Here is a 24,188-nt window from a genome sequence, read left to right as displayed (position 1 = left end):
GGGCTTTCCTAAATGCTGTAAGCCCCCTTTAGGGGGTTGGGGGCAATCATATATCAAAGATAACTATCTCAAACCGTGAGAAGTTTCCTCCACAATGTAATCCACAACCCGCTTGAGATCATTGGTTTGCCGAAAAACCGCCAACTGCCGGTCGGCACCGGTACCCATTTCGAGAATGGTTTTGACATATTCGACATCTTTCCGGCTGCCGAGTTCGTCGACCACATCGTCGATGAAATCGAGCAGTTCCTGCGCCAGGGTGTGGTAGGGAACCTCTTCCTGCTTGCCGAAGTCGATCAGTTTCCCTTCAATACCGTACCGGGCCGCCCGCCATTTGTTTTCGTTGATCAGCAGCCGGCGATACGGCCTGAAATTCAGGTTCTGCTTATGGAGTTTGTGGATCTTAGCCACCAGCGCCTGCATCACGGCCGCCAGACAAATCGTTTCGTCGACGCGCATTGGCACGTCACAAATCCGGAATTCGATGGTGTCGAAGAACGGATGGAGCCGGATGTCCCACCAGATTTTCTTGCCGTTGTCGATGCAATTCGTCTTGACGAGCAGGTTGATGTAATCATCGTATTCGGCCGCCGACGAAAAATAGTCGGGAATGCCCGTTCGCGGAAATTTGTCGAACACCTTGGAGCGGTATGACTTGAAACCGGTATTTCGCCCGCACCAGAATGGCGAATTGGTCGAAAGGGCATAAATGTGGGGCAAAAAATACCGCACGGCATTCATGATGTGAAGCCCTTCGTTCCGGCTTTCGATGCCGACGTGAACGTGCAGGCCAAAAATCAGATTCGACCGGGCCACGTCGCGCATCTCGTCGATGAGTTTGTCGTAGCGTTCGTTGTCCGTGATAAGCTGATCCTGCCAGTCGGAAATGGGGTGGGTGCCCGCAGCCGCAATCCGCAGGTTCTGTTTGTCGGCCAAATCCAGAACCATCTTGCGGAGGTAGGTAACTTCTTCGCGGGCTTCGTGAATGTTCGTGCAGATGTTGGTGCCGACTTCCACCACGGCCTGGTGCATCTCGGCTTTCACCCGTTCCTGCAACTGAATTTGACCGCCCTCCACAATTTTCGACATATGCGAACGCAATTCGCGCGTGACGGGGTCGATCGTCTGAAATTCTTCTTCGATTCCTAACGTGAATACTGGCATGAAACAGAGTTGGGCTGCGTGAACCGATTACTTAGTGGACTTTTTCGCCTTCTTCTTCTCGACGGGTGCCGCCACGGGTTCTTCCACCAGCGTTTCCGGAACAAAAAGCCGACCGTGCGATGAACTTTGAACATACGATCCCCAGGTCAGGTTGTCCTCGCCCGGTTTTTGGGCTTTCGCCCGCGCAATGGCCATGGTAGCGGCTGCCTCCACCACCCACTCAAAATTGGCCTGGCCCACCGAGTGAATATCGGCGTCAGGTGCCGGGTTGCAGAAGTCGATGGCGTAGGGAATGCCGTCGCGGATGGCAAACTCGACCGTGTTGAAATCGTAGCCCAATGCCCGGTTGAGAGCGATGACGTAGTTTTTAACCGTCGTCATCAGTTTTTTGTAAGCCTCGCCGGTCACTTTGGGCTCAGCCGCGTAGCGCAGGTGGTGCGGGTTGCGCGGTTCGTAGGGCATAATCCGGACGTCGGTTCCGCCGATGCAATAGCAGCGGAAATAGTCATCGAAAATGATTTCTTCCTGCAACATCATCACCAACTGGGCGGTTTCGGCGTATTTTTCCCAAAGATCCTCCGCGTTGTAGATCTTGTACACGCTTTTCCAGCCCCCGCCGGAATGTGGTTTCATATAAGCCGGAAAACCGATGTACTTGAAAATGAACTCCCAATCCATCATTTTCAGATTGCGGAACGAGTTTTCATTCGTATCGTCGGGCCGGTCTTTCGAAGGTAGCAGAACGGTATTCGGAACCGGCACATTCAGTTTGGTCGCAATGGCGTTATTAAAAAATTTCTCATCGGCACTCCACCAGAAGGGGTTGTTGATGACCGCCGTACCGCTCAGGGCTGCGTTTTTGAGATAAGCCCGGTAAAACGGAACATCCTGCGAAATCCGGTCGATGATGACGGCATAGTCGGTGGCTTCGCCCTGAACGACTTTGTCGATGGTCACGAATTCGGCCACGATGTCGGTTTCTTTTTTGCTGTTGACGCGGTCGATAAAAGCTTGCGGAAAGGAGTTTTCCTGCCCAAATAGGATTCCAATTTTCTTCATATGCGTTTTACGGGATCAAAATCGGTCGTAACGGAATAAAGGATATGCCCACTATAATTGTTTAAAATGATGCCCTAAATGTGCCACATAATCGTCGATGAGCCACAGCAGGGTAACCGTCGGCGAATCATCAGGCGGAATGACCGGCTTTTGAAGGGTTTCCTCCGGTATATTTTCGGTAACATACAAAATTTGTCGATTCAACGATTGCCAGTACGTCAGTAAATGTTCCAGCGGGAGTTGCTGGTAGTGGTTCAACACCACCGACTGGTTCTGGTTATACCGCTGAACCACAAACGGTGACGGCAGAAACTGCGCGTCCGTAAACCGTTTGAGGTTGTTGAGTCCTGAATCGATCAAATGCCCCAGAATCTCCTTCTTGGACCATTTTCCGGGATTTCGGAAGGTCAATTCCTTTTCACTGTAGCCCCGCAAAAGCACCGGAACTTCCTCGAGGTACGTTCGAAGTTGTTGCAAAGCCTCCTGTAGCGGTCGCTGGTTTTCGATATAGCCGTATTTCAAAACGGGAAGGTGGTTTACGGTTTACGGTTTACAGTTTTCGGTTTACAGTTTTCGGTTTTCGGTGTGGTTCCCTGACCGGACTGACACATGCCGTATTTTTTCTTTCGTTATTCAAAATTCGATATTCCGTATTCGATATTCATTCAAAAGCACGCGCCAGCCCCCGTAAACCGTTAACCGTAAACCGAATACCGTAAACCGCCTTCATACCTGTGACAGATAATGCGGAAACATTTCGCGCCAGACGGGCCAGTCATGGGCGCCCCAGGGCCGGACATCGAGCCAGTGGTGAATGCCTTTGCGGTTCAGGATGCCCGACATCGCATAATTATCCGGTTTACAGAAATCATGTTCCGACGTCCCCAGAATGATTTTCATCTGGTAAAACTGGTCGTTGTGGGCGTTCGGAATGTAATCCGGCGGGTTGTTAAAATAGACGTTGTCGTCGTAATACCCACTCATGAACGATTTAATGTCGAACTTGGCACCCATCGACCAGAGGTGCGCGACTTTGTCGGGATGGCGGAACGCGAAGTTCAGCGCCTGAAAACCGCCGAAACTGCAGCCGCCCACCGCGATTTTTCCGACCTGACACTCGTGCTGAATCCACGGAACCAGTTCCTCGTTCACCATTTTGTCGTACCAGATGTGGTTTTGAATCCGGACCGATGGATGCAGGTGTTTGGCATACCAGCTATCCCGGTCGATGCTGTCGATGCAATAAATTTTAACTTTCCGGTTGTCGACAAACCACTGGGCGGATTCGATCAGTTTGAAGTCTTTGGCTTCGTAATACCGCCCCATCGTGGTGGGAAAAAGGAGTACGGGATACCCCCAGTCGCCATAAACCAGCATTTCAATGTCGCGACCCAGGTGGCGCGAATACCATTTTCTGTAATGTTCCTGCAAAATATCGGTTGGTTTTTTGTTGATGATTCCGGAGGAAAGATAACCATATTTACGAATTTCCACGAAAACTGTCTGTAATTTTGGGGTAATTAGCCGATCAAATTGGGAACCTCTCAACGGAATGAATGGACGATGAATAAGTGGTAACTTTCTTATAATGAGTATAGTTGGTGAAATAGCTTCGCTTGCCGATGGCGTAACGAGCCATGTCGACACCGGTTTGGTATCCGTTTACCTGAACCGGAGCGTTCGGCTGGATGTCGTTTTGCCGAAAGAATACGCGGGTTCAAACGAGTTCTTTCCGGTTTTGTTTCTTAACGATGGTCAGGATCTGGAACGACTCCGGATGATCACGGTTTTGAATACCCTTTACCACCAGAAAGCCGTCCAGCCTTTTATTCTGGTGGCCATTCATTGCGGGGACCGGATTCAGGAATACGGTGTGGCCGCACAGGCCGATTACCTCCACCGGGGTGCCAAAGCGGGTGCATATGCGGACTTTGTTGTTCACGAACTACTCCCGTACGTACGGAAACAATACCGGGTTTCGACTGATCCGAACGAGTCGGTTTTTGCCGGTTTTTCGCTCGGTGGTTTATCGGCATTCGATCTGGTCTGGCATCGCCCGGAACTGTTCCGAAAAGCCGGCGTGTTTTCGGGTTCCTTCTGGTGGCGGCAGCGCGGACTGAACGATGGCTATTCGGATGATAGTGACCGGATTATGCACGCGCAGGTTCGGCAAACCAAGCCGCCAGTTGGCTCGGCGTTCTGGTTTCAAACCGGGACGCTGGACGAAACCGACGACCGCGACCACGACGGCATTATCGACTCCATTGCCGACACCCTCGACCTGATTGCCGAAGTCGAGCGCCGGGGTTTTCGCTGGGGCCGTGAGGTGCAGTATGTGGAGGTGAAAGACGGTCGGCACGACCCCGAAACCTGGGGGCAGGTGATGCCGCAATTTTTGATTTGGGCGTTTGCCCCTAAATCCCGAAGCGTCGGCCCGGCCTGAAGGGGACTTGGACCCAGCCTAAACCGGATTAAGAAGTCCCCTTCAAGGGAACGGAGCAACTAATTTTTAACCGATTCCTGAACTGAACCCATGAAAACGATCCTTTTAACCGTCGCCATTGCCACCTTAATGGCCTGTAATTTCCCCGAACCGGCCGGAACCGTGGCCGAACGCAAACTCGTCTGGTCCGACGAATTCGAGAAAGCCGGTTTGCCCGACCCCAATAAATGGGCGTACGACGTGGGCGGCAGCGGTTTCGGAAACAACGAACTGCAATTTTACCGCGCTTCCCGCCCGGAAAATGCCCGCGTTGAAAACGGTTTTCTGATCATCGAAGCCCGAAAGGAAAAGCACGAAAACCGCGAGTATACCTCCGCCAAACTGATCACGAAAGGGATTGCCGAGTGGAAATACGGACGAATCGATGTACGGGCGAAGCTGCCGAAGGGGCGGGGAACCTGGCCTGCAATCTGGATGCTCAGCGCGAAAACACCGTTGAAATGGCCGCTCGACGGCGAAATCGACATCATGGAACACGTCGGTTTCAACGAAAACCAGATTCATGGCACCATTCATACCGAAGCCTACAACCACACCAAAAATACCCACAAAACCGGCATCAAAGTCATTCCTGGTGCCACGGACAATTTTCATACCTACTCCATCGACTGGACAGCGGAGAAGATTGATTTCCTGATCGACGACGCAACGTATTTCACGATTACCAAAAAAGAAACCGGCAGTAGCTACGAACAATGGCCGCTCGATCAGCCCTTTTACCTCATCCTGAATCTGGCCGTTGGCGGCAACTGGGGTGGGCAAAAGGGCGTCGATGAGTCGATCTGGCCGCAGCGGCTGACGGTTGATTTTGTCCGGGTGTTTCAATAAACCGATTTCGGTTTTCGGCTTCGCTGGCGGAATCGCCGACCCATCACAAGGGCCAGAATGACAACGAAACCGCCCCCCAGCCACCACCAAGTTGCTTGGAACGCAGGCAGCGGATCGGCGTTGCCCACCAGAATGAGTCCGGCCCAGCGGTAGGGCAACTGGTCGGTGCGTGAAGCGCTTTCCAGCCAGTCGAGCTTCGCTTGCTGAAGCGCCTGATCTTTCGGAAGTCCCTCGCTTAGGTGGTGATAAAACCGCTCCGTTAGCTTGTATGTCGCCTGATCTTCCACACTCCAGAGCGTGGTTAGAACGCTCGGAATCCCGAGCGTGGCGAATCCGCGCGCCAGACTGAAAATGCCCTCGCCCTGCTGGTTGACACCCAGACTGGTTTTACAGGCCGACAAAACGATGAGTTGCGTCTGGTAGGGGCCAGCGTCGCTGAGTTCCGACAACCGCAGGGTCGAATCGGCAAAGTACAACAGGGGTTCATGGCCAATGCTGTCGGCTTCGGCGTGCGTAAACAACTGAACGACACGGTAATTCGGGGCCAGAGTCCGGAATGCCCGGCGGGTCGCGGCCTGGTCGGTCAAAACCGTCGGGTGACTGAACTGATCACTGATTTTGGCCAGTACCTGGCCGGAGCCGGTGAGTGTTGCCTGCTGGAGGGCCTGGTTGAAATGCACCGGTGCCATGCCCAGAAATTCCGAACTCTTCGACGACGGACGTTCGATTTCTTTTAGTAAAACCGTGGCCGAATAACCGTAACTGAACGCGTGGTGTTTGAGGAGAAAGTCGGGTTGATTGGCGGATTTACTGAGCGTTTCAAACGGGATAAAGTGGTAATCGGGCGAAATAATGACGCGTTCTGTAGTCAGATTCAGCGGTTTAAGAAGTTGGTTGTAAACCTGATGGCTCAGCGTTAAGAACCGCCCGAACTGCCGGTTTTGCTGGTCGGTGGCACACAGCGGCAGAAATTCGCCCACCACCTTTTGATAGTCCTGAACGGACTGCCGCAACAACCGGGTGCCGGATGCCCCAACGGCCAGACTATACAAGGCACTGTCACCGACGAAATACGAAACCAGCGTCGATTTCCGGTCGTTCAGCCAGTTTTGAAGACGCGCCAGGGACGGAACCGTATTGTCGAATTTATAGCGGTAATACGTCGGATTTTCCTGCTCCAGTTTTTTGAGAAACGCATCCAGTTTTTCCTGTTCAGTCAGCAAAACCGTTCGCGTTGAATCGGAGGAACGGCTGCCGGGTTTCAACTCCGACAATGCATTTTGCATCGTGTTGATCCGCTGGCGAAAATCCTGTTCCTGCTGAGCCTGTTGCGGGGGCAATTCCTGCCTGGCACCCAGCTCGTTGAGTTTGTCGCTCAGCAAAACCGCCCGGCTTTTTTCAAAAAAATGGAACGCCATTTCGCTGTCATTCAGTCGGTAAGCGGTTTCTATGGCCCGTTCGTACATGCTGTGGGTTTTCTGTCGCCAGTAGAGTTTCGACTGCTGACCCGGCTGCTCAAACCGCATGATGTCGATCATCTGGTCGGCAATCTGGTAGCGTTTCAGGGCTTCCTGAAAAAAAGCACGATGGTTTCGGGGCCTGCTTTTGGCGTAGTCGAGCCAGGTGTCGGCTTTATTCTGGATCACCGTCAACAGGTATTCTTTGTAGGGCGTCAGCCGGATGGTCCGGGTCAGTTCTGCCGGTTTTTGCCGGTCATCGAAGTGCAGCGTGTCGAGGGCCGTCTGGAAATAGTTCAGGGCGGTTGGGTAGTGCTTTTTTCGCCAGTAAATCTCGCCGATGTTGGAGATGATGCGTACGCGGCCATATCGGTTATCGCCGATGGTTTCCAGGGCTTTGCGGTAATAGAGGAGTGCTTTGTCATAGTCTTTCAGGTAGTTGTCGTACAGAAAACCGATGTTGGAGGTCACTTCCGACTGGCCGGTTGGATTCTGGATTTGCACATGAACGGAATAGGCTTTTTCGTATGCATTGAGGGCTTCACCAAATCGGTGCAAACGACCCAACACACTGGCCTGGGACGAATACGCATTGGCCAGCTTAACCGACGGTTCGGGCGAAGTGCCAAACAGAAGGATGATCTGGTTGACGATTTGTAGAGCCTGTTCGTTGTCGCCGATTTCTTTCAGGCAGTTGGCTTTTTCGGTAAGATTAGCCGCCATCAATTCAGCATTGCCGATCCGTTCAGCGAACGAAACCCCTAATTCAGCTTGGCGGATGCTTTTTTGGTAGTCAGACTCCTTAAAATACAGATTGGCTAAATGCCAGTAGGCCAGTCCCACCAGTTCATACCGTTCGGGATAGCGGCTTCCCATCGTTACAAATTGCTGGAAAACCAGTCGCGCCGTCTGGTAATCCTGCCTGTCCAGGTAGATATTGCCCAGGTTGAAGTAGCTTTTGGCCAGAAAAGAGGGGCTGACATTGGTTCGTTTCTGGGAATTCAGCCGGATGGCCCGGCGGGTGTATTTGATTGCGGTTGGATAGTCCTTTTTAAGATAAGCCAGGGTGCCCAGCCTGTGCCAGATCTTGGCATAGGTGGAGTCGCGGTTGAGCTGGCAGCGGTCGCAAATCCGAACCAGCGCAGGAAAGCCCATGGCCTGTTGGCTGTTATCCAATGTCATCAGGCTATCATACCGCAACCGGATCATTTCGGGCTGCGGACATTGGCCCAGACCCTCGAAAAACAGGAAAAAACCGGTCAGAAAGCCACAATACCGCCACCCTCCCCAACGCGTTCGGAAGAGGAGAGTGGCATTGGCAAAACCGCCTGGCCTCATGCGGTAGGTTCGTTAGGGTTCATGGCGAAGTACGTAGTGATCTTTTAGCCGATTGGTCAGGCTGGGATCCGTTTTAAGCGTTGTCGGAGAAAGCGTGCGCATTTTGGTGTACAGTCCCGCCCGTTTGTGACCAGTCCAGTCCGGTCCGAGTTTGTTGACCAGTTTGCCCGTCACCACCGGAGCCGCGAAGGAACTCCCCGATTTTGTCGCTGCATTAGCGGCTGTGATGTCGAGCACCTCACAGCCCGGGATGATCGGGCCCGTTGCCTTCAGGTTGAGGTTATTCAATACACCGATATTGACCGCATGATTCGAATAGTTCTGGTTGGGGCAAACTTCAAACGGACCCTCCGGTGAAACGGTGGGATTGGCTTTGCTTTCCTTTGAGTCAGAATGAATGGTCGTAACGGCAATAACATTGTCACGAGTCGCACTGAATGCCGCCGGCCAGAAAGGATTGGTGTCCAGATTGCGGTAGATTCCCGTCAGCCACCCGAGTGGGTTTCTCTCCAGACGTTCAATTTTATTGCCAGCGGCTGCCACCAGGGTAATCCCTTTGATATCCAGTTGTTGAATGAAATGACTCATCAATTTGCTTTCCTGCTGGTTGTAAAATCCCCAACTGGCATTGATGATTTTTGCGTTCATTTGGCGGGCATACGACAGGGCGCAGAGGTTATCGAAGAGCGTTCCCTGGCCGTCGGCACCAAAGGTTTTGAGGTGCATAAAGCGGACCTTCCCCGCAGCCCAGGGGTTGTTTCTGAACTGTTCATGAATAAGCGAAGTCACCAGTGTTCCGTGGTTATTGTCGTCGTACGGGAAACTGGCATTGTTTACAAAATCATAGCCAAACTGGTCACCCACCAATCCATTATGATCGCGATCGGCACCGGAAACTTCGGCCGTGTTGACCCAAAACGAATTGGAGGCAGGTGTGTAAAGTGAACCATCGAATCCCGTATCCAGTATCGCGATAATGAAGGGTTGATCGGTTGGATTCGCGGGAGGAAGTATTACTTTAACCACCTTTCCCGGCTCATTAACAGGGCCGTAAGGCATTGAAAGCCGGTAGTTTTTAGAACCTGGTTCGTCCAGTTGCGGCCAGTTCAGGCTCCCATCGGGATTCAATTTAATGCCATACGGAGGTTCTCCACTGACGCCACTGCCCCCCCCTGTACTGGATGCCATTTCTTTTCCGCTAATAATCAACTGGTCCAGGTTTTTTCCTTCCAGCAACACGAGGGCGCTATCACAGGGACACCAGTGTTTGATTTTTATGGTCTCTTTCCCATTGCTTAAAAGCTCTTTATTGACTGAATCGACCATCTCCTTTTGCTTAACAACCGGCATGGGAACTTTTGCGTCTTTCTTATCGACGAAGGAAAATAGAATGATGTTCTGGTCGGGAAGATGTCCGGATTCCGGGTACGATCGAACCAAATCGCAGGATAGCAGGGCCCAAAGAGCCACAGAAAGGATGAGTAGGCTGGTAAAAATACGCATGGGGCTATAAAAAATTTAGTTAGTTGATCTTGATCGTTTCTACCAACTGCTCAGCTTCCTCCTTTTCCTCCAAATTGCCTTGAATAACAGTTAGTAACAACTTTTTTGCCCGGTTTTTATCCATCGGTTGCCCGCGCTTCAAAAGGGCGAGGGATTCCAGAAAAATACCCGGGTTGGCATACAGATCGGTTTGCTGGCCAAGTCGCTGAAACCGTTCGATGGCTTGGTCGTAGTTTCCGAGCCGCAGGGAAACAATCCCGGCCCGTTTTAACGCTTCCGGATGCGTGGGCTCCCGCTGGAGAATGCTTTCAAAAACTGTTTCCGCTTTCCTGAATTCCCCCATATTATAGAACTGAGAACCGGTTTTCAGGCTGTCGCTTTGCCCATCCAGTGAAACCGGCAGTTGACCATACCGTTTGGAGAGATACTGATCGGCTACTTCGCGGGCCGACGGGGGCTTTTGCCAAACCGTCAGATACCAGCTCACCCCCAGTACCAGAAGCAGACAGGCGGCCAGAAGCGTCAAAAACCGCACCGGCAGTCGGCGCACCGGCAACGGTTTCAGCATCCGCCGGGCTTCCTGACGAGCGGTCTGGCGGGCCAGCAGGTAAAAGGCCACAGATCGGGCCAGAGCCGGATTCTGGGGCAGAGTAGCTTCAAACCGATCCCGGTCTTCCGGTGACAGCCGACCTGCAAAGTAGTCGTCGATTCGTTCCAGTTCTTTCATCATGGGCGATGCATTTACGTCCTGGTTGGTGTGGAATGCGTCTTCGCCTTAGTCGTTTTTTTGCCGGATCAGGCTAACATCCTGTCTGAAAATTCGGTTTACGTTATTCGGTTTACGGTATTCGATTTACGGTATTCGGTTTACGGTATTTGGTTTACGGTATTCAGTGTTCAGTATTTGATGTTCGGTTGACAGTGCGCTAACCCCGCTGGAGAACCGCACCGTAAACCGTAAACCGTAAACCGAATACCGTAAACTTGTTTCCAATACGACCATTTCTGCCGACTAAGGGAGTGAACCCCAACCCAAGGAAATGTATGGCAGTTCGTATTGTGATTTATGAGGGAGATTGTAGTTTTCGAAAAGCCCTGTCGAGCCAGATCGCTGTCACGGCGGGCTATGTTTTGCTGGGCGCGTTTGCGGATACGCAGGAATTGGAAAACCAACTCCGCGGGCTGAATCCGCAGGTGGTTCTGCTGGATATTGAACTCTCCGTAGAGCACGGAAAAACTGCCAACGGGCAACTGCATCGCGAATTTCCGGAGGTCGATGTGTTGTTGCTGACCAGCGATGACCTGGACGAACGGGTGATGGAAGGAATTTGCGCGGGGGCTTCGGGGTATTTGCTCAAAAAAAGACCACCCGACCGAATTCTACGGGCCATTTGCGAGATTTACGACCGGTCGCAATAACCGAAAAACCGTTTGGCAAAAGCGGCTCTATAGTTTTTCAATCAGCACTTCGGCTTCCGCCTTTCCCTCCAGATTCTGCTCGATGACGGTTTTTAACAGCGTTTCTGCCTGGCGACGATCGTCGGGTTGTCCGCGTTTGAGTCGGGTCAGGGCTTCCAGAAACAGACCGGGGTTGGCAAACAGGTCGGCGCGTTCACTCAGCCGGTGGAATTGGTCGATGGCCTGGTCGTACTGCCCGGTTCGGAGCGCGACGAGTCCGGCCAGCTTTCGGGCACGGTCGTCGGCGGGGTTGCGTTGCAGCAAATCATTGAAAATCGCCCCGGCTTCCGGTAGATCCCCTTCGTTATAGCGGGCAATCCCGGCTTGAAGGCTGTCGGTTTGCCCATTCATTTGAGTAGGCAACTGGCTGAAATTCTGCTGAATATACTGGTCGGCCAGTTCAGCAGCCGACGGCGTCTGACGCTGGAACAGCCAGTAGCCCCCCAGTCCGAGAATGAGCAATGCGCTCGCTGCCATGGCGAGCCAGGCACGAGCCGGCAACTGACGAACCGGGCCTGACTCTTCCCGCAACGTTTCAAAGCGCGCTTTCCGGTCGGCGCGGGCTTCGTTTTGGGCCGCTTGCCGGGCCGTCAGGTAGAAAGCAACGGCTTCGGCCAGCGCGGGATCGGTTTCCAGAGACGATTTAAACCGCGCCCGTTCCTCCACCGGCAGGCGACCCGAAAAATAGTCATCGATGCGTTCCAGGTCGTTCATTTGTATAAGTCCCTCAAACGTTCCAAACACCGCAACCGGCTGGTTTTGGCAACTGCCGCCGTGTTGTAATTCAGTTGCCGGGCAATTTCATCGTCGGAATACCCTTCGCCCCAGGCCAGAATCATCTCCCGGCATTTCTCACCGAGCGTACCAATGAGTTTACGCAGCCGCTCGACATCGCTCTGGGCAATGAGTTGTTGCACCACCGAGCGGGCCGAATCGGGCAGTTGCAGCAGCGAATCATCCAGCGAAATGGCATCATGAACCCGATCCCGCTGCGTTGATTTTTTCCGAATCAGGTCGATACACTTGTTGGTGAAAATCTGATAAATATACGTTTTCAGTTCCGCCCGTCCTTCAAACCGACCCGCGAGGATATTCTCGATGACGGTGAGAATCGTATCGGAATAGGCACTGGCGCAGTCGTCTTCCCCCAAACGGTGTTTACGGGCGCCGTCGGCAATTAGATAGGCGTATTTCTGGTACAGACGATCTTCACATTGTCTGCGCTGAACACTACCGGCTTCTAGTCCGGCAATCAGGTCTGAATCGGTTGGCTGACGAGCAAAAAACCGCATGAGTAGGAGGGTCTGCTGGAACCAAATATGCCGAAAAAAGCGCGCTTTCCAATTTTTTCTGCGCAAGATGTTACCAATGTGGGGAAAGTGTGCGACTAAGATGTCAGAACAAAACTTCTGCACACACCATGAAAACAATTTTAAGTGGTTCACTCCTCTGCCTGCTTTCTGTTGGGACTTTACTCGCACAAACGAAGTCCACTACCGAAGACGTTACGCCAATCGACCGTCCCGGTTATTGGGAGGTCTCGACTGATTACCGCACCAACGGAACGGCCATCCGGTATTTTAATGCCGACATGCAATTGATTCACCAGGAAATTCATTCCAACAAACTGGTCAAACTGACGAAGAACAACGTACGACGTTTGAATGCCACCATGACGGAAGTGACCCGGAATCAGTTGCAATCTTCCAACGTCAAAACGGTAAGCCTGCCGACCAACAACGAAGACCCGAGAATTGTCCACGACCGCAAGCGACTGATGACTGCGGAACGCCGGGCCTCGACCGCCGGCATCATGGCACGGGTTGTGCCTGCAGCCGTTGGGTATGAAGCCTTCCTGAAGGTGTTTATTTACAACCCGCACGAAGAACGATTGCGGATCGAAATTCTCAACTCGAAGGGCTATTCGGTTTGTCAGGAGTTTAGCAACAGTTACCAGCGGTATTACCGTTTCAACCTGAGCAGTATGCCCGCCGGTGACTATCGGGTTCAGATCTACAAGGCGTCGGAAAGAAAGCCTAGTTTCGAAAATCTGGTTTCATTGAGCCGCAAACCCTCTCAGACCTTATTTTCGATGAAACCCGAACTGCCGGTGGGCGCAAAAACCGACTCGCTCATTTCGGAAAAAGACTGACCATTCTGATAGGTAATGAATCGGATTCCGGGATGACGCGCTGACTTCCCGGAATTTTCTTTGGTTAAACCGCTAAAATTAGATGGTTTGCAAAAAGGCCATCGTATCGACCCCGTCCGCATAATCGCTCAGGCCGGGGCGCTGCGTCTGGCCGAGGGGAACGCTGCCCGGATAAAAACCGTCTTTCGAGGCCACGCACTGAATTCGGTCGGAAAGGGCATTCAGTTTCCCAGCCAGGTTTTCCGGATCGGCGTAGGTTTGGTAATAGAGGGTTGAAATGGGTGAGACCAGGCCTTCGTTTTCAGTTACAAGCAAAAAACCGTTGTCGAAGTGTGGCACACCGTTGATGAGGTAAATCGATTTGTTGTAGTCGTAGTTGTTGTTGTATTTGTGGTGGCTCGTGAATTGAAAAGCGAGCGGATCCAGTCGTTGCAGGAACGGAATGAAATCATAATGTTCCGGAACGAACAGCGTGGAGACGTTGCGGCAGCCCAGACCAAAATAGTCGAGGGTGTCGTGGCCTAGTTTGTCCAGGTCGCCCGTCGTTTCTTCGCCGGTCAAGATGGCGACGGACGAGCGGTTTCGGCGGATAATGTGCGGTTTTTTGGAGAAATAATACGCAAAGTACCGGGCCGAATTGGAACTGCCGGTGGCGATGAACGCATCGGCCTGGTTCAAACGCTCGCTGACCTGGATACGATCCGCAAATTTGGGGTTGATTTCAATGATTTTTTGTATTAAATAATTGATAAGTACAAAATCGGGCGTACTTAGCTTGGCCAGCAAGTGATGGCCACTCAGCAATACACACAGCAAATCATGAAAACCGACGGCGGGGATATTGCCTGCCATGACAACGCCCACATTTTTAGGGGTTTCAGTTGTGACGTTATAACCTTTTATCCATGCCGATAACTTTTCTTCATTCAGGTAATCATCGGCAATGGCCAGAAGGGCTCTTAGGCTGTTTTCCGGCGTAAACCAGTGGTTGGAATAAAAGGCTTTTTCGGCGATTTCAGGCAATTCAGACGTGTTTTGGGCTTCTTTCAGGAAATTTCCCAACTGGACAAAAGTGGCAACGCGTTCGCTTAAATTCATTCTGATTCGGGATACTGGACGGACTATTGAACGGCCAAAATTAAATTATAGTTTGGTGTCAAACTTTAAATAATTATATTTGTTGATTAATTAACATTCACAATTAACCAGCAACCGTTTCGAAAGGTACGATTCTTTCCCGGAAGAAGGCGTTCCCAACGAATCATTAACTTTCTACCTGCAAATGGCAATCATGATCACAGATGAGTGCATCAATTGTGGTGCCTGCGAACCCGAATGTCCGAACACGGCCATCTACGAAGGTGGTGTCGAATGGACCTGGGGCGGAGGAACCGAATTGGATGTCGTCGATTTTGGTGATGGTACGGTAGTCAACGGTAAAGATCCGCAAACCCCGGTATCCGACGAATTTTATTACATCGTTTCTGATAAATGTACGGAATGTGTTGGTTTCCATGAGGAACCACAGTGTGCAGCCGTTTGTCCGGTCGACTGTTGTGTACCCGATCCGGACAATGTGGAAGAAGAAGATACGCTTCTGGCCAAAAAATCCTGGCTCCATGCCGAAGCGGCCTGATTGACTCACCAGATACCCCCAAAAAATCCCGGATCACCGATCCGGGATTTTTTTTGCCCTACAGTTTTGAAATCGTAAACGAAAATAGGATTATTTGAGTAATTAATTGAATGACATGTTAAGGTTTAACTTGTATATTATTCCAAAATAACGTCAGTTTACAAAATATGCTATATTGGCATATTTCATTTAAAAATACCCAATATGGCTCTAGTTTTAAGTGACTTTTGGCAATTTGTGTCCATTTTTAAGGAAAATTGGATTAAATTTTAGCAAATACTTGCAAATTAGGTATTGAGTAATAATATTTGTGCGTCAATTTAATTAATCAGCTAATTCTCGAACAAACCAAAGAAAATTATGAAAAAAACTGTTTTACTGGTATGTTGTTCGTTTTCTATCTTATTGTCCAAAGCTCAGGACGCCACGACGACTACTTCTAAGCCGCAGGAAGTAGCCGCCACAGAGCCTGAAGCTGAAAACAAGGGTAAATTTTCTTTCTCAGGCTACATCGATTCGTTTTACAGCGGTAATCTCAATAATCCTTTATCACGCAGCAACCTCGGGGCTGCCGGTACGGCCCGCGTTTTTGATCAGCGGGCTGGTCAAATTTCCCTGGGCCTGATTCAAACCAAAATCGGGTACAGCACTGACAAGGTCGATGCCGTACTTGACCTGACCTTTGGTCCGAATGCTGATCTGGGTAACTATGGTAACGTGATCGGACCCGTATCGGGCGGTACGTCCCTTGCTGCCATCAAGCAGGCCTACATCAACTGGAAGACGTCCGACAAATTCTCGATTATGGTGGGTCAGTTCGGTACCCACATCGGGTATGAAGTAATCGATGCGCCGGTCAACTACAATTATTCTTTATCGAACCTGTTCAACAACGGGCCTTTCTACCACACCGGTATCAAGGGTACCTACGCTTTCAGCGACAAAGCGTCGTTGATGCTGGGTATTGTGAACAACGTCGATAGCTGGAGAGACAACAACAAGGCGAAAGGCATCATTGGTCAATTGTTTTTCGCACCGGTTTCGGGCTGGAACGTCTACCTGAATGGAATTGTGAGCAACGAAGCCAACCCGGATTCGACGGGAAAAGCCGTAAAGGGAATGTATTCTGTATTCGATTTGACGACGACCTACCAGATCACGGAGAAATTTTATCTGGGTTTGAATGCCGCCATCGGTTCACAGAAAGAAGATTTTCAAGGTTATGCACCGGTTAAAACGGGTACCTCAACCTGGAGCGGGGTTGCCGTTTATACGAACTACGCTTTCACCGGCAAATTTGGCCTGGGCGCCCGCTACGAATATTTTGACAACAAAGATGGTGCGCGCGGATTGCGTAATTTCAATGGCGAAGGAACGAGTGTCAACTCCATCACCATCACGGGCAACATTACGGCTGCCGACGGTAACCTCCTGATCAAACCGGAATTCCGGCTCGACAGCTACGCCAAACCTGGTGGCAGCAACACGGCTGAATCCCAGCAGTTTGAAGACAGCGACGGTGCTTATACCAAATCCTCGCAATCGACGCTGGGACTGGCCTTTATCTACAAGTTTTAGTACGCAACCCCACACTGGTCTTTCGGGACCTTTCTCAACCTAATGTACAACTAAACCGTTCAAGTATCATGCAAAAACCATCTTACTTACCGCTTGCCCTACTGCTGATAGTCAGTGTATTGGGTGTGATTTTTCCAGCCGTTCCGAAGGGAATTGTCACCGAAGGCATCAATTCGGGAGATACGGCCTGGATGCTCGTTTCCGCTGCGCTGGTCTTGTTGATGACCCCTGGTCTGGCCTACTTTTACGGAGGTATGGTGAACAACAAAAACGTCATCTCGACGATGCTGCAAAGCTTCATTGCGATGGGTGTCATCAGTATTCTCTGGGTGGTAGTCGGTTTTAGTCTGGCTTTTGGCGAAAGCATCGGGGGTTTTATCGGAAACCCAACCACTTTCTTCATGTTCAATGGCGTACTGGATGGCAAACCATGGCCGTTGGCAGCAACAGTTCCCCTAGTCGTATTTGCGTTCTTTCAATTAAAATTTGCCATGATTACCCCGGCTCTCGTAACCGGTTCGATGGCAGAACGCGTGAATTTCAAATCCTATGTGTTGTTCATGATCCTGTTCAGCCTGATTGTGTATACGCCCCTGGCGCACATGACCTGGCACCCGGATGGTTTCCTGTTTAAACTGGGTGTTCTGGATTTTGCCGGTGGTACGGTGGTTCACATGTCGGCCGGTTGGGCTGCTCTGGCGGGTGCTTTGTACCTGAAACGCCGTAAATCACACATGGAAGCCAGCTACTTCCCACCAGCCAACATCCCGTTCGTTCTGTTGGGTACGGGTTTACTGTGGTTCGGCTGGTTCGGTTTCAACGCCGGTTCGGCAGTAGGCGCAACGCCCCTGGCCGCTTCGGCTTTCGCCACCACCAACACGGCTGCGGCTGCGGCTGGTTTGGGCTGGGTCTTGTTCGATGCTGCTAAAGGCAAGAAAGTATCCGGTTTGGGTTTCGCCATTGGTGCGGTTGTCGGTCTGGTTGCCATCACCCCGGCGGCTGGTTTCGTAACGATCCCAACGTCGATCTTTATCGGAACGGTCGCTTCACTGGTTAGTAATACGGTGGCTCACCTGCGTACAAAATCAAGACTGGATGATACGCTGGATGTGTTCCCCTGCCACGGCGTAGGCGGTATGGTCGGGATGCTGATGACGGGTATTTTCGCTTCGAAAGGTGTTAACTCAGCGGTTGTCGACGAAGGTCTGGCTTTCGGTGATACCAAACTGTTCTTCATCCACCTGATGGCCCTGGTAATCGTATCGGTTTTCGCTTTCGGTGCTTCATACCTGCTGCTGATCATCACCAACGCCATCCTGCCGTTGCGGGTTAGCGAAGAAGACGAGAAAGTGGGTCTGGATGTTAGCCAGCACGACGAATTCTTAGTTGACGCTTAGTCTCAAGATATACTGACAGAGCCACAGGGGTTGCCTGTGGTTTTGTTGTACTCGATGAAGGTATCTGTCTTTGACGGATACCTTCTTTTTTTGGGGAAAGGAATTAATCATAAATGTAAAATGGTGAATGCTAAATGTAAAAGGGTTTGAGGATGCGATCCTTCCCTTTTACATTTAGCATTCACCATTTTACATTTATAATTCCCTTAAAAGAAATCCCTCAATGAAGATGTAAGACGGCTGGTTCCGCAATGCTTTCCGTCACTTCCATTAACCCGGCGCTGTTCAGGCCCGTCAACAGAACGTGTTTGGTTTCGTTAATGAGTAGCGGATCGTAGGTGGCCGTAACCCGAACGTAGTTTTCGGTGAAGCCCAGCATCTGTCCGTTTTCGATGTCTTCCTCAAACAGAACGGAGGCTTCCCGGCCGACCTGCTGCTCGTAGAAAAACCGCCTTTTTTTGTCGGAAAGGCTGTGCAGCATTTTCGAACGGTCGGCCCGTTTAGACGGATTGACCACCGGTTTTAGGTTCAGGGCGTGCGTGTTGGGGCGCTCGGAATACGTAAAAACGTGCAGATACGAGACTGGAAGTTCGTTCAGAAAGTGGAAGGTTTCCAAAAAAGACTCGTCCGTTTCGCCGGGATGGCCCACAATCACATCGACACCGATGCAGGCATGCGGCATCAACTCCTTGATTTTTGCCACCCGTTCGGCATAGAGTTCGCGCTTGTAGCGACGGCGCATCAACGCCAGCACGGCATTGGAACCCGACTGGAGCGGAACGTGAAAATGGGGGACAAACCGCTTCGAGCAGGCGACGAACGCAATGATGTCATCGGTCAACAAGTTGGGTTCGATGGACGAAATCCGGAACCGTTCGATGCCTTCTACCTCATCCAGGGCCTGAATCAGTTGCAGGAACGTTTCTTTCGACTGAGCATCCTGCCCGGTTTTAGGTTGCTGCCCAAAATCGCCGATGTTAACCCCCGTCAACACAATTTCCTTCACGTTGCGGGCGGCAATTTCGCGGGCGGCCCGCACTACGTTGGCAATCGTGTCGCTCCGGCTGTTGCCGCGGGCGAGCGGAATGGTGCAATAGGCGCAGGGGTAATCGCAACCGTCCTGTACCTTCAGAAAAGTGCGGGTGCGGTCGTTGAGTGAATAGGAGGCATGGTAATCGACGGCTTCTTCGATGGGCGAATTATAAACGGCAGCTTTTCCGGACGGTTCCTTGACAAAATCGCCCAGCAATTCGGCCAGCCGAAATTTCTCGGAAGCTCCCAAAACCGCATCCACACCGGGAATGGTGGCGATTTCGGTCGGTTTCAGTTGCGCGTAACATCCCACAATGGCCACATAGCCATCGGGGTTGATGTGTTGTGCTTCCCGAACAATTTTCCGGCATTTCTTGTCCGCATTGTCCGTAACCGAGCAGGTATTGATGATAAAAATATCCGGCTTCTGATTGAATTCTACGCGCTCATATCCCTTTTGCTCCAGGATGCGGGCCAGGGTGGAGGTTTCGGAGAAGTTGAGTTTGCAGCCGAGTGTATAAAAAGCAATTTTTTTCATTTGACTGCAAAATTACAAAACTATTCGGTACAGTCGAATCAAACCGATAAGCTGGTGGAACGAAACCCGTAAGGTTTTGAAAACCTTACGGGTTTATAAGGCTGTCGAAACCTGTTAGGTCTTCAAGACCTAACAGGTTTCGGGGTTTTCAAGATTACTTATTCAGAAAATCCTGAAAGGATTCCTCTTCGTAGGCTTCCCCCAGTTCGATATCCTGTTTATGAATGACGCCATTGGAAGAAATGAGTTGGCGGCTGTTGTTGTCGAACAGCAAATGCCGATTGGGTTGGACGACGCCAAAACCGTTGTTAAACGCAAAATATGCAAACGGTCGGTTTTGCGGATTCAGCAAATCCCGGCTCCATTTAAAATCGGTAGCGTCCATCTTCAGTTGTTGTAACAAGGTGGTCGCCAGATCGGTTTGGGAGCCGATGCGGTCGATGACCTGCGGTTTGGCTTTCAAAGCGCCCCCCAGCCACAACATGGGAATGTGAAAATCCCGTACCCGGTCGGTTGACAAAACCGGTAGCCGGTGTCCGTGATCCGCCGTAATCACAACGAGCGTGTTTGCCCACCACGGCTGCTTTTTGGCCTGGGCGATAAACTCGCCCAAACTGCGGTCGGCATAATACATCGAATTCAGAAACAACGATTCTTCATCCGTGCCGGGAAATACCGTCGGCATCGGCACTTCGAAAGGTTCGTGACTGCTTAAGGTGAACAGCGATACAAAAAAAGGTTGCTTGGCTCCGCTCAGATCCGACAGAATCCGGCTGTACACCACATGGTCGTGGGCGCCCCATTTGGAATTCCAGTCGCTGGATTTAAAATCCGGTTTGGAAATGATCCGGCCAAACTGGTTGTGGTAGAGGTAAGATTTGATGTTGGCAAATTCGGTTTCACCGCCGTAATAAAACGACGTCTGATAACTGGCTTTTTTGAATTTTTCGCCCAGCGTTGGCAATTTCGCCGATTTGGTCGGTAAAGTCATAATCGAAGCGGTGGCCTGCGCCGGAAAACCGCTCAAAAGCGCGATCAACCCTTTTTCACTGCGGTCGCCACTGGCGAAAAGCTGGTTGAACAGGATGCCTTCGCGGGCGAGCTTTTCAAACTGGGGAGTTACACCGGCCCGTCCGCCCAGACCGGCAACGGTTTTGGCCGTAAAACTTTCCCAGACGATGAGAATGACATTCGGTTTTGGGGTGTTCAGCAACGACTGGTGGTTGGTGACTGGCTGAAAGAGCGTTTGTAGTGTCCGGTTTGCCTGCCCTTTTGGGAGAAAATTGAAGGGGTTTTTGCCGTATTTATTCCGTTCCAGAACCGAATGCATAAAATTCCATTGGGGGGTTACGGCGGCATAGTTAGCAAAAGCGACCGGTGAGAAATATACGGCACTGACATTCATCGGAGCCAGTTGGGTTCCACCCCGAATTGGAATCACCAGGGCTGTCGTTGCAGCCAACAAAAGGGGCGACGCAATCCACCACCGAACCGGTTTCAGCCGAAACACCAGGGGGTGAATCAGCCGTTTAAAATAATAATTGCCCACGAGTAACATGCCCACAAAGAGCGTAGTCAGTGTTAAAATCGGCGAAGCCGCCACCGATGCGGCTGCTTCCCGCGGTGATGCTAAATAATGTAAGGGGGTGATATCCAGGTGAAAACCCCAGGTGCGGAACACCTCAAGATCAGCAACCGTAATGAGGGAAACGACGATCAGTTCGATGAAGGTGATGATTCGCAGGGATCGCGCGAGTTTCTGGGAAGGCCAGTTGGGCAGCAACGTGATGAGCAGGGCGGGGATAACGGTCAGGTAACCAGCCGTTGAAAGGTCCATTCGCAGACCGTTGGCAAAGACACCGGCTACAGCCGTGGCATTCAACTGACTGGATTGGGGTTGATACATTAAAAAAAGAACGCGGCTCACCAGCAACCAGCCAGTCCAGCCCGTCAAATACGCCATGAGAATAAGCAAACGACTCTTCATTATTTTTGTAAATACAATGACCAGGGGACCGCAAAGGTAATACGATTCCGGGCGGGATAATGGCTTATTATGTAAACGGTTATAGAATTGTGGTTTACTTTATCTTTTGTAGGTGCAATTTGTTCTGGGGTAGATGCAAAATTTGGATGAAATAGGTATTTTCTCAGATGAAGGAATTTCAATAGTCAAAAACCGATTTTTGTGATTTTTAGCAATTTCTCGTGAAAAATAGGTTAAAACGGATGTTATTTCTTGGAAATTACAACAAATAATCAGTATTTTTGGGTGTTTTTAATCCAAAAACCACCTCGAACCTAATATGTCAAACTTTCGGTTTAAAGCTCTCGAAATTGCACAAAGTCGGCAAGCCCTCTCTGTTCCACCTCCGGCAGAACGTGTAACGGAATACTATGGCTCCTACACATTTAACAACGAGGTTATGCGTTCCCTGCTGTCGCCGGAAGCATATCTGAAAATCACCCAGGCCATCGATACCGGCGGCAAAATCGACCGCGACATTGCCGACGAAGTGGCAAATGCCATGAAAGCCTGGGCAACGGCGAAAGGGGCTACCCACTATACGCACTGGTTTCAGCCTTTGACGGGAGCAACGGCCGAAAAACACGACGCTTTCTTCGATGTGACGATGGACGGAAAAGCCATCGAAAAATTCAAAGGGGGCGCCCTGGTTCAGCAGGAACCGGATGCATCCTCGTTTCCAAGTGGTGGTCTGCGGAACACCTTCGAAGCACGCGGTTACACCGGTTGGGATCCGAGCTCGCCGGCTTTTTTGATGGACAACGGCGCGGGTGGAAAAACCCTTTGTATTCCCTCCGTATTTATATCGTATACCGGCGAAGCACTCGATTATAAAACGCCTTTGCTGAAAGCCCTCCTGGAAGTTGACAAAGCGGCTACGGCAGTTTGTCAGTATTTCGACCGGAATGTTACCAAAGTAACCCCAACCCTGGGTGTCGAGCAGGAGTATTTTGTTGTTGATAAAGCCCTGTTCTATGCCCGTCCGGATTTGGTAATGGCCGGTCGCAGTGTTTTCGGACATTCTCCGGCGCGCGGTCAGCAACTGGAAGACCACTATTTTGGCACGATTCCGCCCCGGGTAAATGCCTACATGGTTGACTTTGAATTTGAAGCCATGAAACTGGGCATGCCGGTTCGGACCCGTCACAATGAGGTGGCACCGGGTCAGTTCGAGGTGGCGCCCACGTTTGAAGAAGTAAACCTGGCCATCGATCACAACGCCCTGTTGATGGATTTGATGGAAAAAGTGGCGGAAAGACACAACTTCAAAGTGTTGTTCCACGAAAAACCGTTTGCCGGTATCAACGGTAGCGGGAAGCACAACAACTGGTCGCTTGGAACCAATACCGGCGTTAACCTGCTGGCTCCCAGCTCGAAACCAAAAGAAAGCCTGCGGTTTCTGACGTTCCTGGTCAACGTGGTAAAAGCCGTTCACGATCACGCGGATCTGCTGCGCGCCAGCATTGCCTCGGCGGGTAACGAATACCGTCTGGGTGCCAACGAAGCGCCCCCGGCTATTGTATCCGTGTTCCTGGGCGAGTCGCTGACGAAAGCCCTGGAAGACCTCGAAACGAAGTCGGAAGTGATTGTCAACAAAGGCGATAACGTCTATTACAAATTGGGGATCAACCGCATTCCGTCACTGCTGCGGGACAATACCGACCGGAACCGGACTTCGCCGTTTGCTTTCACCGGAAACAAGTTCGAATTCCGCGCCGTGGGTGGTGGTGCCAACTCGGCGTCTACCATGACAGTTCTGAATACGATCGTTGCCGCCCAGTTGGTTACTTTCAAACAGGAACTGGATGCCCGTCTGGCCAATGGTGAGAAGAAAGAACTGGCCATCGTCGAGATTCTGAAAGACTACTACAAATCGTCGAAACGGATTCTGTTCGAAGGAAACGGCTATTCGGATGAGTGGGTTGAAGAAGCCGCCAAACGGGGTCTGTCGAATATCAAATCGACACCGGAAGCATTGGGTGTATATCTGAAACCCGAATCGCTGGAATTGTTCGAGCGCGTAGGTGTCCTGAGCCATGCCGAAGTAGAATCGCGCTACGAAATCGAACTGGAGAAGTACATCAAAAAAGTACAGATCGAGTCGCGGGTAGTGGGTGATCTGGCGATGAATCACATCGTTTCAACGGCGCTGAAATACCTGAACAAACTGGCAGAAACCGCCAAAGCGCTGGTTGACCTGGGCATGACTGACCAAGCCGAGCCGATCAAAGACTTGATCAAGGAGATTTCGGCCCGCGTCATTGCCATCAAGAAAAACGTCGAAGAAATGACGGAAACCCGCAAGAAGGCGAACAATTTGACTGATACGGCCGAAATGGCGAAGCTATACGCTACGGAAGTAAAAGACTTCTTTGACGTTATTCGTTACGAAGTTGACAAGCTGGAGCTCATCATCGATGATGAAGACTGGCCTCTGGTAAAATACCGCGAGTTACTTTTCGTCAAGTAATAGTAATTTTCCAACCATATCGTTACATAAAGCCTGCGCCAATTGGTGC

At 51.1% G+C, this 24,188-nt stretch carries 20 protein-coding genes; 8 read left to right on the top strand and 12 right to left on the bottom strand.

Features of this window, described 5'->3' with window-relative positions:
* Nucleotides 1-63: 63 nt before the first annotated feature.
* From ACS5NO_RS26860 to ACS5NO_RS26845, 4 genes are all read right to left on the bottom strand, one after another.
* Nucleotides 64-1,164 (bottom strand): carboxylate-amine ligase, encoded by a 1,101-nt coding sequence (locus tag ACS5NO_RS26860; protein ID WP_150874814.1) that lies wholly within the window; start codon nt 1,162-1,164, stop codon nt 64-66.
* Nucleotides 1,165-1,191: 27 nt separating this feature from the next.
* Nucleotides 1,192-2,223, bottom strand: a complete 1,032-nt coding sequence (locus tag ACS5NO_RS26855) for an ATP-grasp domain-containing protein (RefSeq protein ID WP_439417980.1) — start codon at nt 2,221-2,223, stop codon at nt 1,192-1,194.
* A gap of 51 nt (nt 2,224-2,274) precedes the next feature.
* Nucleotides 2,275-2,745: a DinB family protein gene (locus tag ACS5NO_RS26850; RefSeq protein WP_439417979.1), complete on the bottom strand. Its 471-nt coding sequence runs from the start codon at nt 2,743-2,745 to the stop codon at nt 2,275-2,277.
* Between the two features lie 204 nt (nt 2,746-2,949).
* Nucleotides 2,950-3,654 carry an esterase family protein gene (locus ACS5NO_RS26845; RefSeq protein WP_439417999.1) on the bottom strand — a complete coding sequence of 235 codons (705 nt, stop codon included), beginning with the start codon at nt 3,652-3,654 and terminating at the stop codon, nt 2,950-2,952.
* Nucleotides 3,655-3,811: 157 nt separating this feature from the next.
* Between ACS5NO_RS26845 and ACS5NO_RS26840 the strand changes: the two genes are divergently transcribed.
* Nucleotides 3,812-4,666 carry an alpha/beta hydrolase gene (locus tag ACS5NO_RS26840; RefSeq protein ID WP_439417978.1) on the top strand — a complete coding sequence of 285 codons (855 nt, stop codon included), beginning with the start codon at nt 3,812-3,814 and terminating at the stop codon, nt 4,664-4,666.
* Nucleotides 4,667-4,756: 90 nt separating this feature from the next.
* Nucleotides 4,757-5,554 (top strand): glycoside hydrolase family 16 protein, encoded by a 798-nt coding sequence (locus ACS5NO_RS26835; RefSeq protein WP_439417977.1) that lies wholly within the window; start codon nt 4,757-4,759, stop codon nt 5,552-5,554.
* On the opposite strand, the gene ACS5NO_RS26830 is transcribed toward ACS5NO_RS26835, so the two are convergent.
* Genes ACS5NO_RS26830 through ACS5NO_RS26820 form a run of 3 tightly spaced genes read right to left on the bottom strand, consistent with a single transcriptional unit; the run spans nt 5,548 to nt 10,582 of the window.
* Entirely contained in the window at nt 5,548-8,349 is a 2,802-nt protein-coding gene (locus ACS5NO_RS26830) for a CHAT domain-containing protein (protein ID WP_439417976.1), read from the bottom strand. The two genes, ACS5NO_RS26835 and ACS5NO_RS26830, sit on opposite strands and share 7 nt — an antisense overlap.
* Nucleotides 8,350-8,361: 12 nt before the next feature.
* Entirely contained in the window at nt 8,362-9,852 is a 1,491-nt protein-coding gene (locus tag ACS5NO_RS26825) for a S8 family serine peptidase (protein ID WP_439417975.1), read from the bottom strand.
* 19 nt (nt 9,853-9,871) lie between these two features.
* Nucleotides 9,872-10,582: a tetratricopeptide repeat protein gene (locus tag ACS5NO_RS26820; protein ID WP_439417974.1), complete on the bottom strand. Its 711-nt coding sequence runs from the start codon at nt 10,580-10,582 to the stop codon at nt 9,872-9,874.
* Nucleotides 10,583-10,896: 314 nt separating this feature from the next.
* Between ACS5NO_RS26820 and ACS5NO_RS26815 the strand changes: the two genes are divergently transcribed.
* Nucleotides 10,897-11,271 (top strand): response regulator, encoded by a 375-nt coding sequence (locus tag ACS5NO_RS26815; protein ID WP_138991895.1) that lies wholly within the window; start codon nt 10,897-10,899, stop codon nt 11,269-11,271.
* 27 nt (nt 11,272-11,298) lie between these two features.
* Here the strand turns inward: ACS5NO_RS26815 and ACS5NO_RS26810 are convergent, their stop codons facing one another.
* A complete protein-coding gene (locus tag ACS5NO_RS26810) occupies nt 11,299-12,024 on the bottom strand; it encodes a tetratricopeptide repeat protein (protein ID WP_439417973.1) in 726 nt (241 codons plus the stop codon).
* The gene (locus ACS5NO_RS26805; RefSeq protein WP_439417972.1) at nt 12,021-12,602 is read right to left on the bottom strand and encodes an RNA polymerase sigma factor; all 582 of its coding nucleotides are present in this window, start codon (nt 12,600-12,602) and stop codon (nt 12,021-12,023) included. The genes ACS5NO_RS26810 and ACS5NO_RS26805 overlap by 4 nt, the downstream gene beginning before the upstream one ends.
* Nucleotides 12,603-12,730: 128 nt before the next feature.
* Here ACS5NO_RS26805 and ACS5NO_RS26800 point away from each other — a divergent pair, with 128 nt between their 5' ends.
* Complete coding sequence (locus ACS5NO_RS26800; RefSeq protein WP_439417971.1) at nt 12,731-13,462, top strand: hypothetical protein; 732 nt, start codon at nt 12,731-12,733, stop codon at nt 13,460-13,462.
* A gap of 78 nt (nt 13,463-13,540) precedes the next feature.
* Here the strand turns inward: ACS5NO_RS26800 and ACS5NO_RS26795 are convergent, their stop codons facing one another.
* A complete protein-coding gene (locus ACS5NO_RS26795; RefSeq protein ID WP_439417970.1) occupies nt 13,541-14,560 on the bottom strand; it encodes an acyl-CoA reductase in 1,020 nt (339 codons plus the stop codon).
* Between the two features lie 184 nt (nt 14,561-14,744).
* On the opposite strand from ACS5NO_RS26795, the gene ACS5NO_RS26790 reads away from it, so the two are divergent.
* From ACS5NO_RS26790 to ACS5NO_RS26780, 3 genes are all read left to right on the top strand, one after another.
* Complete coding sequence (locus ACS5NO_RS26790; protein ID WP_114406544.1) at nt 14,745-15,098, top strand: 4Fe-4S binding protein; 354 nt, start codon at nt 14,745-14,747, stop codon at nt 15,096-15,098.
* A gap of 360 nt (nt 15,099-15,458) precedes the next feature.
* Nucleotides 15,459-16,676, top strand: coding sequence for a porin (locus ACS5NO_RS26785; protein WP_114406545.1), 1,218 nt, complete (start codon nt 15,459-15,461; stop codon nt 16,674-16,676).
* A 68-nt stretch (nt 16,677-16,744) separates the two neighbouring features.
* Nucleotides 16,745-18,073: an ammonium transporter gene (locus ACS5NO_RS26780; RefSeq protein ID WP_150874800.1), complete on the top strand. Its 1,329-nt coding sequence runs from the start codon at nt 16,745-16,747 to the stop codon at nt 18,071-18,073.
* A gap of 220 nt (nt 18,074-18,293) precedes the next feature.
* On the opposite strand, the gene mtaB is transcribed toward ACS5NO_RS26780, so the two are convergent.
* The gene (gene mtaB, locus ACS5NO_RS26775) at nt 18,294-19,643 is read right to left on the bottom strand and encodes a tRNA (N(6)-L-threonylcarbamoyladenosine(37)-C(2))-methylthiotransferase MtaB (RefSeq protein WP_439417969.1); all 1,350 of its coding nucleotides are present in this window, start codon (nt 19,641-19,643) and stop codon (nt 18,294-18,296) included.
* A 154-nt stretch (nt 19,644-19,797) separates the two neighbouring features.
* A complete protein-coding gene (locus ACS5NO_RS26770) occupies nt 19,798-21,630 on the bottom strand; it encodes an LTA synthase family protein (RefSeq protein ID WP_439417968.1) in 1,833 nt (610 codons plus the stop codon).
* 319 nt (nt 21,631-21,949) lie between these two features.
* Here ACS5NO_RS26770 and ACS5NO_RS26765 point away from each other — a divergent pair, with 319 nt between their 5' ends.
* Nucleotides 21,950-24,139, top strand: a complete 2,190-nt coding sequence (locus ACS5NO_RS26765; RefSeq protein WP_439417967.1) for a glutamine synthetase III family protein — start codon at nt 21,950-21,952, stop codon at nt 24,137-24,139.
* The last annotated feature ends 49 nt before the right edge of the window (nt 24,140-24,188 follow it).

This window comes from Larkinella fluvii (genome assembly GCF_051857545.1).
Classification (GTDB): domain Bacteria; phylum Bacteroidota; class Bacteroidia; order Cytophagales; family Spirosomataceae; genus Larkinella.
The sequence above is the reverse complement of the archived record's forward strand: the minus strand, read 5'-3'. Positions and strand labels throughout refer to the sequence as shown.

Excerpts from the sequence above, each read along its gene's own strand:
- ACS5NO_RS26810 (WP_439417973.1), bottom strand. The coding sequence starts at position 12,024 with ATGAACGACCTGGAACGCATCGATGACTATTTTTCGGGTCGCCTGCCG.
- ACS5NO_RS26780 (WP_150874800.1), top strand. The coding sequence starts at position 16,745 with ATGCAAAAACCATCTTACTTACCGCTTGCCCTACTGCTGATAGTCAGT.
- ACS5NO_RS26855 (WP_439417980.1), bottom strand. The coding sequence starts at position 2,223 with ATGAAGAAAATTGGAATCCTATTTGGGCAGGAAAACTCCTTTCCGCAA.
- ACS5NO_RS26860 (WP_150874814.1), bottom strand. The coding sequence starts at position 1,164 with ATGCCAGTATTCACGTTAGGAATCGAAGAAGAATTTCAGACGATCGAC.
- ACS5NO_RS26795 (WP_439417970.1), bottom strand. The coding sequence starts at position 14,560 with ATGAATTTAAGCGAACGCGTTGCCACTTTTGTCCAGTTGGGAAATTTC.
- ACS5NO_RS26820 (WP_439417974.1), bottom strand. The coding sequence starts at position 10,582 with ATGATGAAAGAACTGGAACGAATCGACGACTACTTTGCAGGTCGGCTG.
- ACS5NO_RS26805 (WP_439417972.1), bottom strand. The coding sequence starts at position 12,602 with ATGCGGTTTTTTGCTCGTCAGCCAACCGATTCAGACCTGATTGCCGGA.
- mtaB (WP_439417969.1), bottom strand. The coding sequence starts at position 19,643 with ATGAAAAAAATTGCTTTTTATACACTCGGCTGCAAACTCAACTTCTCC.
- ACS5NO_RS26815 (WP_138991895.1), top strand. The coding sequence starts at position 10,897 with ATGGCAGTTCGTATTGTGATTTATGAGGGAGATTGTAGTTTTCGAAAA.
- ACS5NO_RS26825 (WP_439417975.1), bottom strand. The coding sequence starts at position 9,852 with ATGCGTATTTTTACCAGCCTACTCATCCTTTCTGTGGCTCTTTGGGCC.
- ACS5NO_RS26840 (WP_439417978.1), top strand. The coding sequence starts at position 3,812 with ATGAGTATAGTTGGTGAAATAGCTTCGCTTGCCGATGGCGTAACGAGC.
- ACS5NO_RS26765 (WP_439417967.1), top strand. The coding sequence starts at position 21,950 with ATGTCAAACTTTCGGTTTAAAGCTCTCGAAATTGCACAAAGTCGGCAA.
- ACS5NO_RS26800 (WP_439417971.1), top strand. The coding sequence starts at position 12,731 with ATGAAAACAATTTTAAGTGGTTCACTCCTCTGCCTGCTTTCTGTTGGG.
- ACS5NO_RS26835 (WP_439417977.1), top strand. The coding sequence starts at position 4,757 with ATGAAAACGATCCTTTTAACCGTCGCCATTGCCACCTTAATGGCCTGT.
- ACS5NO_RS26770 (WP_439417968.1), bottom strand. The coding sequence starts at position 21,630 with ATGAAGAGTCGTTTGCTTATTCTCATGGCGTATTTGACGGGCTGGACT.
- ACS5NO_RS26790 (WP_114406544.1), top strand. The coding sequence starts at position 14,745 with ATGGCAATCATGATCACAGATGAGTGCATCAATTGTGGTGCCTGCGAA.
- ACS5NO_RS26785 (WP_114406545.1), top strand. The coding sequence starts at position 15,459 with ATGAAAAAAACTGTTTTACTGGTATGTTGTTCGTTTTCTATCTTATTG.
- ACS5NO_RS26830 (WP_439417976.1), bottom strand. The coding sequence starts at position 8,349 with ATGAGGCCAGGCGGTTTTGCCAATGCCACTCTCCTCTTCCGAACGCGT.